The following is a 13,178-nucleotide window of genomic DNA, read 5'->3' as shown; positions in this document are numbered from 1 at the left end:
GCCCTCCATGGCCGCGCCGAACTGCGCGGCGGGTTGGAATCCCGGCCCGGTTTCCTTGACGCTCGGCCGGAGCGGGCGTTATACCGGAGCGTTCTCCGCGCTCGCGCCCGATTCCTCCCGCATGAGCGATCCCCGCCCAGCCGCCAACGCCAAGTTCCGGGTCGTCCCGGCCCGGAGCCGCCGGGGCGCGCTGGTGGGCGCGCTGGCGCTGGCGTGGGTGGTGTCCCTGATCCTCGCCTGGAGCCTGGGCGGCGCGACGCGCGCGCCGGGCGACGCCGGGACCGTCGCGGCGGCCCCGGCCGATGCCGACGAGGCGGGCGAGGACATCCAGGCCCTCCGCCAGCGGATCGCGACGCTGCGCCGCTCCGACGAGATCAGCCGCGCCGCCAACGTGCAGCTGCAGGAGACCCTCGCGCGGCGCGACGAGGAGATCGCCGCGCTGCGCGCCGACGTGGCCTTCTACGAGCGCCTGGTGGGCGGCACCGGCCCCCGCCAGGGGCTGACCGTCCACAACCTCGACCTGCGGCGCGACGCCGACGGCACCTGGCGCTACGTCGTCACCCTGACCCAGAACCTCAATCGCGGCGCGGTGACCCGCGGCAGCCTGACGGTCCAGGTCGAGGGCACCCGCGACGGCCGCATGGCCACGCTCTCCTGGGACGATCTGCTGCAGGAGACGTCCGCGTCGCCGCAGCCGTTCTCGTTCCGGTATTTCCAGCAGCTCGAAGGCAGCCTGCTGCTGCCCGAGGATTTCACCCCGCGTCGCCTGATCGTGCGCCTGCGCGCCGAGGGGGCAGGCAACGTGGAACGGGCCTTCCCGTGGGAGGCCCCCAATGGCGCGGACGATGCGCAAGGAGACTGAAAGGATGTTCGGGGACAAGCGACGGGGACCGCGCGGCACCGCGCCGCAGGTGGATACGCTGATCGGGTCGGGCGTGGTGCTGCGGGGCGACATCGCCTTCCGCGGCTGCCTCTACATCGAGGGGCGGGTGCACGGCGCGATCACCGCCGAGGACGAGGACGCGGTGCTGACCATCGCCACCCACGGCCTGGTCGAGGGCGAGGTGCGTGCGCCGACCGTGGTCGTCAGCGGCCAGCTGCGCGGCGACGTGCACGCCGACACGCGCGTGGAGATGACGCCCAGCGCCCGGGTCGAGGGCAACGTGCACTACCGGGTGGTGGAGATGGCGGCCGGCGCGACCCTGAGCGGGCGCCTGATCCACACCGCGGCGGTCGCTGCGCTGACCGGCCCCTCGGGGCAGGCGGAGGGGGCGGCCGCGCCCGTGGAGGCCGAGGCCGAGACGGCGGCCGGCTGAGCGCCGCTGCGGCGCGGGGATTGATTCCGCGCCGCGCTTCCCCCATATGGGCGCCATGACCACGACTCCCGGCTACCAGGACCTCGCTGCGCCCCTGGCCTTCACCGCAGCAGCGGCGGCCAAGGTGCGCGAACTCATCCAGGAAGAGGGCAACGACGCCCTCAACCTGCGCGTCTACATCAGCGGTGGCGGCTGCTCGGGCTTCCAGTACGGCTTCACGTTCGACGAGGAGCGTGCCGAGGACGACCTCGCCATCGCGACCGACGGCGTCACCCTCCTCGTCGATCCGCTGAGCCTCCAGTACCTGATGGGCGCCGAGGTGGACTACACGGAGAGCCTGACCGGCGCGCAGTTCGTCATCCGCAATCCGAACGCCAAGACCACCTGCGGCTGCGGCAGCTCGTTCTCCGTGTGAGCCCGCGCACGGCCCCGTTCGCCTTCGTCGGGCCGGCGCCCGACCGGGCCGACGGCCTGCGGGACGACGCGGCCGCCCTGGAGCGCGCCTGGCCCGACGCCCGCGTCCTGCTGGTGGATGCCGCCGGCGACATGCTGGCCACCGCCGACGGCGGCGCGCCCTGGCCGCTGCGCGGCGGGGACCTGGGCGAGGCGGCCTTCGCCCGCGCCAGCTTCCTCGGCCTGGACGGTGCCGTCTTCTGCTTCGCGCTGTCGCTGCGCGAGGCCGAGGCCGCGGGCTTCGGCGTTCCCGACGCCGCCGTCCGGGCGGACCTGCGTACCGCCGCGGCCAGCTTCAGCGAGATCGACGCCCGCCTGTTCGCGCACGCGCGGGCCCTGCTGCACTGGCAGGCGCGCAAGCGCTTCTGCGGAGTCTGCGGCGGCCCGCTGACCTTCTCGCGCGGCGGCCACCAGGCCGGCTGCGCGGCCTGCGGCAGCACCTGGTACCCGAGGACGGACGCCGCGATCATCGTCGCCGTGACCGACGGCGAGCGCCTGCTGCTCGGCCGCCAGGCGAGCTGGCCCGCGGGCCGCTACTCGGTGATCGCCGGCTTCGTCGAGCCCGGCGAGTCGCTGGAGGACGCAGTGCGGCGCGAGGTGATGGAGGAGGCCTGCATCGCGGTCGAGGCGTGCCGCTACGTCGCCTCGCAGCCGTGGCCGTTCCCGGCGTCGCTGATGGTGGGCTTCCGCGCCGAGGCGGGCCCGGCGGCTCCGCGCTGCGGCGCCGAGCTGGAGGACGTGCGCTGGTTCTCCGCCGAGGCCATCCGGCGCGAGGTTGGCGCCGGTGCCCTGCAGCTCTCGCCGAGGCTCTCCATCTCGCGGCGCCTGATCGACGACTGGCTGGCGGAGCGGGGCGTTCCGCCCGATGCGCTCTAGCGCGTCGCGCACGTCGGGATGCGCGCCGTCCCGACGCGGATGACGCGCGCCGGGCGACGCACGGCGTCTTCACGGGCCTAGAATCGCCGGAACCCGACTCCGGTGTCCGTGCATGTCCGTCGCCCTGATCGCCCTCGTCGCCGCCCTGGTCGTCTCCTACCTCGTGCCCTCCAGTCCGGCGCTGCGCAGCATGCGCTGGTTCGCGGCGTGGTCGAGCTGGCTGGCGGAGCGGCTGCGGGCCGACCGCGACCCGCTGGAGCCGGTATCGCCCGCGGCCGGCTGGCTCGGCCTGCTGGCGCTGACGGCGCCCCCGCTGCTCCTGCTGGCGCTGCTGCAGGGCGCCCTGGAGGGCGGTTTCGTCGCCGCGCTGTTCTCCTTCCTGGTGCTCTTCTACGCCTGGGGCCCGCGGGACCTCGACCGCGACGTGTCCGCCGCGGTGGCGGCTCCCGACACCGCCGGCCGGCGCATGGCCCTGGCCGCGCTGGCGCCGGAGCGGGCGGGCGCCGAGGTGGTGGGCGAGCAGGCGGTGGATCTCGTCTTCCGTGCCGCGCTGGTCCGCTGGTTCGGCGTGCTGCTGTGGTTCCTGCTGCTGGGACCGTTCGGCGCGCTGGGCTACCGCCTGATCGCCACGGCCGCGGAAGCCGTGCCGCGCGCCGACCTTCCACCGGGCGTCGCCGACGCGGCCCTCGTCGCGCGCCGCATCCTCGACTGGCCGGCTGCGCAACTGGTGACGCTGACCCTCGCCCTCGTGGCCGACTTCGACGCGGTGATCGGCGCATGGCGCGACTGGCACGCGGGCCCGGTCCGCCTCGAGCCGGGTTTCCTCTACGCCGCCGGTCGCGCCACCGTCCGCGTGGAGCTGAGCGCCGACGGCGCCTGCGAGGAGGGTGCGACGCTCGCGCCGGACGCCTTCGAGGCGGCCTGCGGGCGTGCCCGGCTGCGCGACGCCATGAGCCTGGCCTGGCGCGTGCTGCTGGCATGGCTGGCCGTGCTGGCCCTGCTGGTCATTGCCGGCTGGGTGGCCTGAGGCGACGCAGGCCCCGCCTCAGGACGCGTCGCCGCGCAGGCGGCGCACCTCGGCTTCCAGCGACCCGGCGCTGCAGGCCTGCGGCGGCAGCAGGGCGCCGGCGACGATCTCGACGCGTGCGCGGAAGCGCCGCGGCAGGCGCATCCGGTGGAGGGCGGAGTCCCGGCGGCTCCACATGCTGCCCCACAGCCCACGCAGGGCGACCGGCAGCACCGGGACCGGGTTCGCCGCGAGGATGCGCTCCACCCCCGGCCGGAACGGCGCGATGTCGCCGTCGCGGGTGAGTCCGCCCTCGGGGAAGATGCCCACGACCTCGCCGTCGGCGAGTGCGCGTGCCACCGTCGCGAAGGCGTGCTCCATCAGGACGGCGTCCTCCTTCGCGCTGGCGATGGGGATGCAGCGGGCGGCGCGGAACAGTGGGTTGAGCACCGGGATGCGGTAGATCCGGTGGTCCATCACGAAGCGCACCGGGCGCCGGATGGCGCCGAGCAGCAGCAGCGGGTCCACGAAGCTCACGTGGTTGGCGACCACCAGGGCCGGGCCCCGATCGGGCAGGGCATCGAGTCCGCGCGAGCGGACCCGGTAGAGCAGGCCGACCGCGAGCCCGCTCAGGGCGCGCAGCAGGTGCTGGAGCAGCAGGGCGGGACGACGGCCCATGCGGTGCAGCGCGGGCTGGGATGGGGCCACGCCGGGTCCTCGTGGGGCTGGCGCGGAGCGTAGCAGGCGCCCCGCGCCCCGGCGCGACGCGGCCTCAGCCGCGGGCGATGGCGCGCCAGCCGATGTCGCTGCGATGGAACGCGCCCGCCCAGCCGATCCGCCCCACCGCGGCGTACGCCGCGCGCTGCGCCGCGGCGATGTCCTCGCCGAGCGCGCAGACGGTCAGCACGCGCCCGCCCGCGGTCAGCACGCGGCCGTCCTCGTCGAGCCGGGTGCCGGCGTGGAAGACCCTGCTGTCCGCCGGCACCGGCGCGTCCAGGCCCGAGATGGCGTCGCCGGTGTCGGGGGTGCCCGGGTAGTTGCGCGCCGCCATCACCACGCCCAGCGCGGGGCGCGGATCCCAGTCGGCCGTCACCGTGTCGAGGCGCCCGTCGAGGGCGGCCTCGACGAGCTCCAGCAGGTCGGACTTCAGGCGCAGCATGACCGGCTGCGTCTCCGGGTCGCCGAAGCGCACATTGAACTCGATGACCTTCGGCGCGCCCTGCGCGTCGATCATCAGTCCCGCGTACAGGAAGCCGGTGAAGGGCACGCCGTCGGCCGCCATGCCGCGCACGGTCGGCTCGACCACCTCGCGCAGCACGCGCGCATGCACCTCCGGCGTCACCACCGGCGCCGGCGAGTAGGCGCCCATGCCGCCGGTGTTCGGGCCGGTGTCGCCGTCGCCCACGCGCTTGTGGTCCTGGCTGGTCGCCATCGGCAGCACGTGGGCGCCGTCGACCATGCAGATGAAGCTCGCCTCCTCGCCCTCGAGGAACTCCTCGATCACCACGCGCGCCCCGGCCTCGCCGAAGGCGTTGCCGCCCAGCATGTCGCGCACCGCGTCGCAGGCCTCCTCCAGCGTGGCCGCCACGACCACGCCCTTGCCCGCGGCCAGCCCGTCGGCCTTGATGACGATGGGCGCGCCGACCTGGTGCAGGTGCGCGAGCGCGGCGGTGGTGTCGGTGAACACCGCGTAGTGCGCGGTCGGAATGCGGTGCTGGGCAAGGAAGTCCTTGGCGAAGGCCTTGCTGCCCTCCAGCTGCGCGGCGGCGGCGGTCGGGCCGAAGACGCGCAGCCCGGCGGCGCGGAAGCGGTCGACCACGCCCTTGACCAGCGGAACCTCGGGGCCGACCACGGTCAGGTCCACGGCTTCCGCCTGCGCCAGCGCGAGCAGGGCGTCGATGTCGTCGGCGCGCACCGGCACGTTGCGGCAGCGCGGCTCCCGCGCGGTGCCGGCGTTGCCGGGCGCGACCAGCACCTCGTCCACGCGCGGCGACTGCGCGAGCTTCCACGCCAGTGCGTGCTCGCGTCCTCCGGAACCGATCACCATCAGCTTCACGCGCACATCCCGAGTCGAGTAAGGGACGCGCATTCTAGGCGCGCGCCCCTCCATCCGTCGCGCCGGTGCCGCGGCGCGACGGATGGAGGAGGCTCAGTCCGGCATGTAGATCGCGCCCAGCTTGTCGATCTCGTCGCCGGCGCGACCGGTGAAGCCGGCGATGTGCCAGCCCTCGGGCGCGGTGAGGGTGTGGACCTCGCCGGTCGGGGTGCCGGCCTGCAGGCGGCGGCCGTGGCTGGTGACGAGGTCCGCGGAGAACACCCGCGTGCGGCCGTTGCGCTGGCCCAGGGTCAGCGTGGCGGAGACCAGTTTCTCGCCGGGCAGCAGGTCAAGGCTGCGTGCGCTGCCGCCGCTGCCGCCGTGGGCCAGCCGGACGCCGTTGTCGAGGGTGACGGCGATGCCGTCGAGGCGCGCGCCGCCGCGCAGCGTCAGCGTCCGGACCGGGCGGCCGAGGTGCGGCGAGGCGAGGTCGTTGAAGGGCGTGCCGTGCGGGCCGCCGAACAGGTCGCTCAGGCGCACGTCGTCAACCGTTGCCCAGCCGAAGCGGGTGAAGACCGGATAGTGGTCGGAGAGCGGGCGGCCGCGGTCGTCGTAGAAGTCGGGATCGTCGAGGCGGTACTCGTCCGCGACGAGCACGAGGTTGCGGGCGTCGCGGTAGAGGATCTTGTCGACGACCTCGCAGTCGTCCGTCGGCGGCGTGCCGCACAGCAGCGCGTCCGCGCCCAGCGCCGGCCGTGTCCCCTTGACGAGTTCGACCCACGGGTCGCGCAGGCCGTTGTCGTCGAGCAGGGTGCGCAGGTTGTCGCCGCTGCGGGTGTAGCGCGTGTTCGAATCCATCATCACCAGCACCGGATTGCCTGCCGACCAGTCCTGGATGAAGCGCGAGAGCTGGGCGATGTTGTCGCGGCGCGCGGCGAGGTCCGCATCGGTGACCCCGGCGTTGGGATGCGCGTTGTACAGGTCAAGGAACACGCCTTCGCCCAGGCGCACGCGCATGTAGGTGAAGCCCTTCGGGGTCAGGCAGTCGGTGCCGTTGCAGCGGTTCCACCTGATCCGCTGGAAGTCGCTGAAGGGGTGGTGGCTGAGGGTGTTGAGGCCGTCGCCGAAGGCCGCGCCGCCGCTTGTCGGCGTGCGGTAGGGATGGTCGTTCCCGGCGTACAGCGCGGCGTGGTAGTTGAAGTCCTCCTGGACGTGGACGATGTCGTAGGGCGAGAGCCTGCGTGCGATCAACGGCGTGTGGAGCGAAGGATTGCCGCTGGAGAGCCCTTCGGGCAGGCCGGCGATGTTGTAGGTGAGCACGTCGAGCACGCCGGACTCCTCCGCCGGTGCCGTGTGCGGCAGGGCGAGGACGAGGGCGAAGCCGCAGGTCGCGAGGATGCGCTTGAGCATGGGTGTGGCCTCTTGCGTGGGTGGATGAGGAGGCGCGCTCCCCCGGGGCGCGCGCCGGGGGAGCGGTGGAGCGTCAGAAGCGACCGCGCAGGCCGAGCGACACGCTGCGGCCGTAGTCGGTGTAGCCGGCGAACAGGTCGTCGCCGACGTACAGGCGCTGGCGTTGCCCGGTCAGGTTGATGGCGTTGAGGTACAGCGAGAGCCGCTCGCCGAAGCGCCAGGAGACGTTGCCGTCCAGGCTTCCGAAGCGGGCGACGTTGCTGGTCGCGACGTCCGCGGTGCCCACCGCCTGCACGATGTCGTCGTGCCAGTTGTAGCTGAGCCGCGCCGCGAACGGCCCCTTCTCGTAGAAGCCCACCAGGTTGACGGTGTTCTGCGCGACGCCTTCCAGCCGGTCGCTGAAGCGGCGCCCGCCGTCCACGTAGTCGGCCCTGCTGTCCGTCCAGGTGTAGTTGACCTGCATGCCGAGGCCGTCGAAGGGCGCGGGCAGGGTGTCGAAGACCTGCTGCCACGCGAGTTCCACGCCGCGCACGCTCGCGTTGCTGCCGTTGACCTTGGAGGACAGGAGGTAGGTCTGGCCGCCGTACTCCAGGTTCGACAGCTGCGTCTGGATGAAGGTGCCGATGTCCTTGTAGAACAGGCCGGCGACGAGCGCGGAGGCGCGGTCGATGTACCACTCCCAGGTCAGGTCGTACTGGTTGGCCTCGAAGGGCCGGAGCGCCGGGTTGCCGCCGCTGGCGGTGAGGATCTCGCCGCTGGAGTTGAAGGTGAGCTTGGAGGAGAGGTCGGTCAGGTCCGGGCGGGTGATCACGCGGGCTGCGGCCGCGCGCAGCAGCATGTCGTCGTCCAGGCTCCAGGCGAGGTTGAGCGAGGGCAGCACGTCGTCGTAGCGCTGCGAGAAGCGCACCGCTTCCGCCGCACCGTCCACGTCCGCGTGGCCGAGAGTCACCTGGCGGGTGCGCACGACGCGCACGCCCAGGTTGCCGCGCAGCTCGCGCCCGGCGAGCGTGCTGCCGATGCCCGCCATCAGGTAGGCGGCGCCGATGTCCTCCTCGACCCGGTAGGAGTTCTGCAGGTCGGCCGCGCCCGGCGTGCCGGCGAGGTCGGCGGCGTTCGGCCAGTCGCCCCAGAAGCGCGGCTCGATCGGCGCCAGCCACGAGGTGGGCAGGTTGCCGCGCGCGCCGGAGAGCAGGTCGCTGACCGGCAGGCGGGTGAAGTGGTCGGCGGGGAAGAGCGTGCCGGCGATGCCGTCGTTGAGGATGAGGTCGGCGCGGTCGTAGTCGCGCGCGCGCTCGCGGAATTTCACGCCCGCCCTGATGTCGCTGAAGAAGGCGTGGTCCAGGCCGCGCTCGGCGTCGAACTGCAGGGCGGACTCGCGGTCCAGTGCGTCGATCTGGCGCCATTCCAGGCGGCGCCCGGGCGTCGCCTCGGGCGCGTCCGGATCGTAGCCGCCGGTGAAGACCCAGTCCGGCACGTTGCGCCCGGAGGAGCGCGGCATCGCCACGTGCATGCCGACGTTGCTGCCGGTGCGCAGGCGCGTGCGGCGGATGGGATCGGAGTCCCAGCTCTTCGCGCGCGCGTCGAAGGCGGTCGCGCCCAGCGTCCATCGCTCGCCGCGCCAGGTGGCGTTGAGGCGCAGCGCGCGGTTCTCGTCGGTGATGCCCGAGGTCTCGCGCGAGACCTGCACCTGGCCCGTGTCGTAATCGAACGACCGGATCGCGCCGTCCTCGACGACGATGTTGCGCATGGCCGCCGGGTTCCAGCCGCCGACGCCGAGGGTGTATTCGTCGTAGTGCACCGTCTGCCGCGTGTACAGCGCATCCAGCCCGATCTCGAGCGCCTCCGTCGGCCGCCATTGCAGGGCGGCGGCGGCTCCGACGCGCTCACGTTCCTCCAGCTCCAGCGTCGGACGGATGCCGGTCGGCGCGTAGTAGGCGCCCGCGACGCCGGGCACGCCGTCGGCGTGATGGTCCCAGCCGACCTCGGTCACGCGGTCCTGGCGCAGGCTGCGCTCGGCGTAGGCCGCGGAGAGCAGCGCGCCGAAGCGGCGGTCGTCGCTGACCCAGTTGAACAGGCCGGACACGCGCGGGTCGTTCTCGCCCGCCTTCTGGGCCCGGCTCAGCTCGGCCGAGCCGCTGAACAGGCTGCGCCCCAGCTCCAGCGGGCGGAAGGTGCGCACGTTGACGATGCCGCCGATGGCGCCCTCGTCCATCGCGGCGGTGGGGCTCTTGACCACTTCGAGGCCGGAGACGAGCTCCGCCGGCAGGCTGTCGTAGCGGAACTGGCGGCCGGTCTGCCCGGAGGTGCGCACGTTCTCGTTGACCGCCATGGTCTGGCCGTTGAGCGTGGTCACCTGGAAGCCGGGCCCGAGGCCGCGCACGCGCACGTACACGCCTTCGCCGCGGTCGCGCTCGATGGTCACGCCGGGGATGCGCTGCAGGGCCTCGGCCACGTTCTGCGCCGGCAGCTTGCCGATGTCCTCGGCCGCGATGGCATCGACCACGCTGTCGGCATAGCGCTTCTCGGCGAGCGCCGCGCTCAGCGCGCCGGCGTAGCTGCCGAGGACCTCGATGCGGTCCAGCTCGTGGATCGGCGCCATGGCCGGACGCGCATCCGACTGCGCCGGCATCGTCGGCGCCGCGCCGGCGTCGGGTGCGGCCGCGGGCTGGATGGTGACGGTGCGCGCGTTGATGTAGCGGTAGGTCAGGCCGGTGCCGGCCAGCAGCCGCTCCAGGGCCTCCTGCGGCGGCAGCCCGGCGGGCGTTCCGCGGGTCTGCCGTCCGGCCGCAAGCTCCGCGGCGTAGACGAGCTGCAGGCCGCTGTCGCGGGCGAAGGCGGCGAGCGCCTGGTCCAGCGGCTGGGCCGGGATGGCGGCCGCGACCGCCTCCGGCGGCGCCGCATCGGCGTGGCCGGAGAACGCGGAGGGAAGGGCGAGGGCGATGGCGAGTGCCAGTTGTCTGCGCATGGAAGATCCGGAAGAAGGGAGGCGGACACGGCGCGTCTGCATGCCGTGTCCGATCTACGAGTCTTCCGGGCGCGGATCGGGCACCGGTTTTCGATGAATTTTTCCTTACAGCGACGGAGCGCCGGCCTGCGCCGGGGCGCTGCCCACGCGGATCTCGTCCTCGCCGACGACGACGTGCAGGGTCGGCTGCGCGGCGAGGAAGTCGCCGAAGGAGTCGAGGTCGGAGACCTGCAGGCGGCCGCTCAGGCGCAGCGCCGCCGCCGAGGCGTCCTCCACTGCGATGCGCCGGGTGTTGTGCCGGTTGAGCGCTTCCGCGACGTCCGCCAGCGGTTCGTCGAGGAAGACCAGCTCGCCGCGCATCCAGGCCGTCATCGTGCCCGCGTCCTCGGTGCGCGTCTCCACCTGCCGGTCGGCGTGCGCGACCCGCGCCCGCTGGCCGGCGCCGAGGTCGGCCAACAGGCCGGGGGCGGCGTCGGCGCTGCCCGGATTCCAGACCTGCACCCGGCCTTCGAGCACCGCGATGCGGGTCTCGTGCGCGCGCAGGTCGACGTCGAAGGTGGTGCCGATGTCCCGCACGCGCAGGCCGCCGGCCTCCACCACGAAGGGCCGTCGCTGTTCCGCGACCTCGAAGGAAGCGCGGCCGCGCCGCAGTTCCACCTTCCGGCGCAGCGGGTCCAGCGTCACCCGCAGCTCGGTGCCGGAATCCAGGTGGACGCGACTGCGGTCGGGCAACTGGACGGCAAGGTGTTCGCCGTGCGGGCTGGCATAGGTGTAGCTGCGCGGCCACGCCCACAGCAGGGCCGCGGCGCAGGCCGCCGTCGCGGCGAGCGCGCGCAGGCCCTGCCGCAGGCGTCGGCGCGGCGGCCGCGATGCGGGCGGTGCCGCGGGCCGCGGCGGACGCAGGGACACGACCTTGCCGGCCTGTGCGGGGGCGGCATCGTGCCCGGTCGCGGCCTCGCGCAGCGCCAGCCCGAGCTCCCCGGCGAGGTGCGAGATCGCCAAGTACTCGCGCAGGTGGCGGGGCGAGGCGGTCAGCCAGCGCGCGAACTCCGCGTGCTGTGCCGGCGAGAGCGCGCCTTCGCGGTGCAGCGCGTGCCAGTGCGCGGCGGCGCGGGTGGTCGCCTCTCGGTCGTGATCGGGATCCCTGCTCACCATGCGTCCTCTTCGTCGGCCATCGCCCGCCGGCACTCGGACAGCCCCCGCACCACGTGCTTCTTGACCGCATGGGTGGAAATGCCCAGGCGCTCGCCGATCTGCCGGTAGCTCAGGCCGTCGCGGTACTGCATCACCAGCACCGTGCGGGTGCGCTCCGGCAGGCCCGCGAGCAGCGCGAGGATACGGCGGCGGCGCTGCGCGCGCTCGGCCTCCTGTTCCGCACAGGCGTCGCTGCCGAGCACCGTCGCCAGCCGTTCGAGCTCTTCCTGGCCCAGCGGCGAGGCCCTGCGCTTCACCGCCTGCTCGCGCGCGAGGTTGAGCGCCACGGTGTAGAGGTAGGCCTCGGGCGCGGCGATGGCTTCTCCGCGTCCCTGCCACGCGCGCAGCAGGCGGAGGTAGGCCTCCTGCACGAGGTCGTCGGCATCCTCCCCGCCCCCGCGGCGCGTGAAGAAGCCGCGCAGGGTGGCTCGGTGCTCGGCGAACATGCGCGCGAATCCCGCTTTGCCGCTGCCGGCCACAGGTGGGCTCCCCCCGGAGAAGCCAGGCAGGGTAAGGCGACAGGGTTGCATGACGGTGACGCACGCCCGTGCGGCGGTGCTCGCGGTGGGGGGCAGGTGTCGCCATCGCCGCGCCCGCGCGCGCCGTTGCAATGACCTGGATCATTGGCAGGCGCGCGGGCATCCGGAGACTGGGAGGCCCGCCATCCACCGCAGGTTTCCAGCATGAGCGCAGCCGCATCGCCCCGGGTCGCCGACGGAGCCGCGCCGGACGCCGGCGCCTGCTCGGCGGAGGTCGTCGTGGTGGGTGCCGGGCCCGCAGGCCTGAGCCTGGCCGCGGCGCTCGGCTCGGCGGGCCTGGAGGTGCTGGTCGTCGAGGCGCAGGCCGCGGCCGCGCTTGCCGAACCGGCGCCGGACGGGCGCGAGATCGCGCTGACCCATGCCTCGCGCGCCCTGCTCGAGGGGCTGGGCATCTGGGAGCGGCTGCCGCAGGACGACATCCATCCGCTGCGCGATGCGCAGGTGCTCGACGGCCCCGACGGCGCCCGCCTGCGGGTCGGCGCCGGCGGCACCGGCGCGGAGCAGCTCGGCTGGCTCGTGCCCAACCATCGCATCCGCGCCGCCGCATGGGAGGCCGTCGCCGCCTGCCCGCGCGTGCGCGTCCTGGACGGCTGCCGGGTGGCGGATGCGACGTTGGAGGGCGGCCTCCGCCAGGTCCGGCTGGAGGACGGGCGCGTGCTGCGCGCCCCGCTGCTGGTCGCCGCCGACAGCCGCTTCTCCGCCACCCGCCGCCAGCTCGGCATCGGCGCGCGGATGCGCGACTTCGGGCGCAGCATGGTGCTGTGCCGGGTGGCGCTGGCGCGGCCGCACGAGGACGTGGCCTGGGAGTGGTTCGACTACGGCCAGACGCTGGCGCTGCTCCCGCTGTCCGGGCAGCGCGCGTCCGCGGTGCTGACCCTCCCGCACGAGGCCGCCGCGGCCCTGTCCGCGCTGGAGGGCGAGGCCCTGGGCGCGGCGCTGACCGCGCGCTTCCACGGCCGGTTCGGCGACATGCGCCCGCTCGGTCCTTGCCATGCCTATCCGCTGGTGGGCGTCTACGCCGACCGCTTCGACGCGCCGCGCGCGGCCCTCGTGGGCGATGCGGCCGTGGGCATGCACCCGGTCACCGCGCACGGCTTCAACTTCGGCCTGCAGGGACAGGCGCGGCTGGCCCGGCGCGTCGTGGCCGCGCATCGTGCAGGGGGCGACGTCGGCGCGCCGGCGCTGCTGGCCGCCTACGCCGCGGAGCACCGCCGGGCGACCCTGCCGCTGTTCCTGGCGACCAACCTGGTGGCCTCGCTCTACACCGACACGCGCGCGCCCGCGCGCCTGCTGCGCGATCTGGCGGTGCGCGGCGCGGCGCGGATGGCGCCGTTCCGCCGGGCGCTGGCACGGCACCTGACCCAGGTGCCGCGCGACGGTTGAG

General features: G+C 74.1%; 12 protein-coding genes. 6 read left to right on the top strand and 6 right to left on the bottom strand.

The features are described 5' to 3' along the window. Window positions 1-121: 121 nt before the first annotated feature. The 5 genes from ACFO3Q_RS00790 (at window position 122) to ACFO3Q_RS00770 (ending at window position 3,672) form a co-directional block, all read left to right on the top strand. Window positions 122-862, top strand: coding sequence for a DUF6776 family protein (locus ACFO3Q_RS00790; RefSeq protein WP_377002633.1), 741 nt, complete (start codon window positions 122-124; stop codon window positions 860-862). A 4-nt stretch (window positions 863-866) separates the two neighbouring features. Further along, window positions 867-1,316: a bactofilin family protein gene (locus tag ACFO3Q_RS00785; protein WP_377002631.1), complete on the top strand. Its 450-nt coding sequence runs from the start codon at window positions 867-869 to the stop codon at window positions 1,314-1,316. Window positions 1,317-1,371: 55 nt separating this feature from the next. Continuing rightward, a complete protein-coding gene (gene erpA / locus ACFO3Q_RS00780) occupies window positions 1,372-1,731 on the top strand; it encodes an iron-sulfur cluster insertion protein ErpA (RefSeq protein WP_377002629.1) in 360 nt (119 codons plus the stop codon). Further along, on the top strand, window positions 1,728-2,645 hold the full coding sequence (gene nudC, locus ACFO3Q_RS00775; RefSeq protein WP_377002628.1) for an NAD(+) diphosphatase: 918 nt from the start codon (window positions 1,728-1,730) through the stop codon (window positions 2,643-2,645). Before erpA ends, nudC begins: the two co-directional genes overlap by 4 nt. A 112-nt stretch (window positions 2,646-2,757) precedes the next feature. Then, on the top strand, window positions 2,758-3,672 hold the full coding sequence (locus tag ACFO3Q_RS00770; RefSeq protein WP_377002627.1) for a hypothetical protein: 915 nt from the start codon (window positions 2,758-2,760) through the stop codon (window positions 3,670-3,672). Window positions 3,673-3,690: 18 nt separating this feature from the next. Here ACFO3Q_RS00770 and ACFO3Q_RS00765 read toward each other — a convergent pair whose 3' ends face one another. The 6 genes from ACFO3Q_RS00765 to ACFO3Q_RS00740 all read right to left on the bottom strand — a co-directional run bounded on the left by ACFO3Q_RS00765 (window position 3,691) and on the right by ACFO3Q_RS00740 (window position 11,734). After that, complete coding sequence (locus tag ACFO3Q_RS00765) at window positions 3,691-4,359, bottom strand: 1-acyl-sn-glycerol-3-phosphate acyltransferase (RefSeq protein ID WP_377002625.1); 669 nt, start codon at window positions 4,357-4,359, stop codon at window positions 3,691-3,693. A gap of 64 nt (window positions 4,360-4,423) precedes the next feature. Then, complete coding sequence (purD, locus tag ACFO3Q_RS00760; RefSeq protein ID WP_377002624.1) at window positions 4,424-5,707, bottom strand: phosphoribosylamine--glycine ligase; 1,284 nt, start codon at window positions 5,705-5,707, stop codon at window positions 4,424-4,426. Between the two features lie 93 nt (window positions 5,708-5,800). Then, the gene (locus tag ACFO3Q_RS00755; protein WP_377002622.1) at window positions 5,801-7,096 is read right to left on the bottom strand and encodes a jacalin-like lectin; all 1,296 of its coding nucleotides are present in this window, start codon (window positions 7,094-7,096) and stop codon (window positions 5,801-5,803) included. Between the two features lie 73 nt (window positions 7,097-7,169). Continuing rightward, on the bottom strand, window positions 7,170-10,061 hold the full coding sequence (locus ACFO3Q_RS00750) for a TonB-dependent receptor (protein ID WP_377002621.1): 2,892 nt from the start codon (window positions 10,059-10,061) through the stop codon (window positions 7,170-7,172). A gap of 105 nt (window positions 10,062-10,166) precedes the next feature. After that, on the bottom strand, window positions 10,167-11,213 hold the full coding sequence (locus ACFO3Q_RS00745) for a FecR family protein (RefSeq protein WP_377002619.1): 1,047 nt from the start codon (window positions 11,211-11,213) through the stop codon (window positions 10,167-10,169). After that, the gene (locus ACFO3Q_RS00740) at window positions 11,210-11,734 is read right to left on the bottom strand and encodes an RNA polymerase sigma factor (protein WP_377002617.1); all 525 of its coding nucleotides are present in this window, start codon (window positions 11,732-11,734) and stop codon (window positions 11,210-11,212) included. The genes ACFO3Q_RS00745 and ACFO3Q_RS00740 overlap by 4 nt, the downstream gene beginning before the upstream one ends. 204 nt (window positions 11,735-11,938) lie before the next feature. Here ACFO3Q_RS00740 and ubiM point away from each other — a divergent pair, with 204 nt between their 5' ends. Further along, window positions 11,939-13,177 (top strand): 5-demethoxyubiquinol-8 5-hydroxylase UbiM, encoded by a 1,239-nt coding sequence (gene ubiM / locus ACFO3Q_RS00735; RefSeq protein WP_377002616.1) that lies wholly within the window; start codon window positions 11,939-11,941, stop codon window positions 13,175-13,177. Window position 13,178: the final 1 nt, after the last annotated feature.

The sequence above is a fragment of the Coralloluteibacterium thermophilum genome, assembly GCF_042654365.1.
Classification (GTDB): domain Bacteria; phylum Pseudomonadota; class Gammaproteobacteria; order Xanthomonadales; family Xanthomonadaceae; genus Coralloluteibacterium; species Coralloluteibacterium thermophilum.
This window is presented reverse-complemented; position numbering and strand designations above follow the sequence as displayed.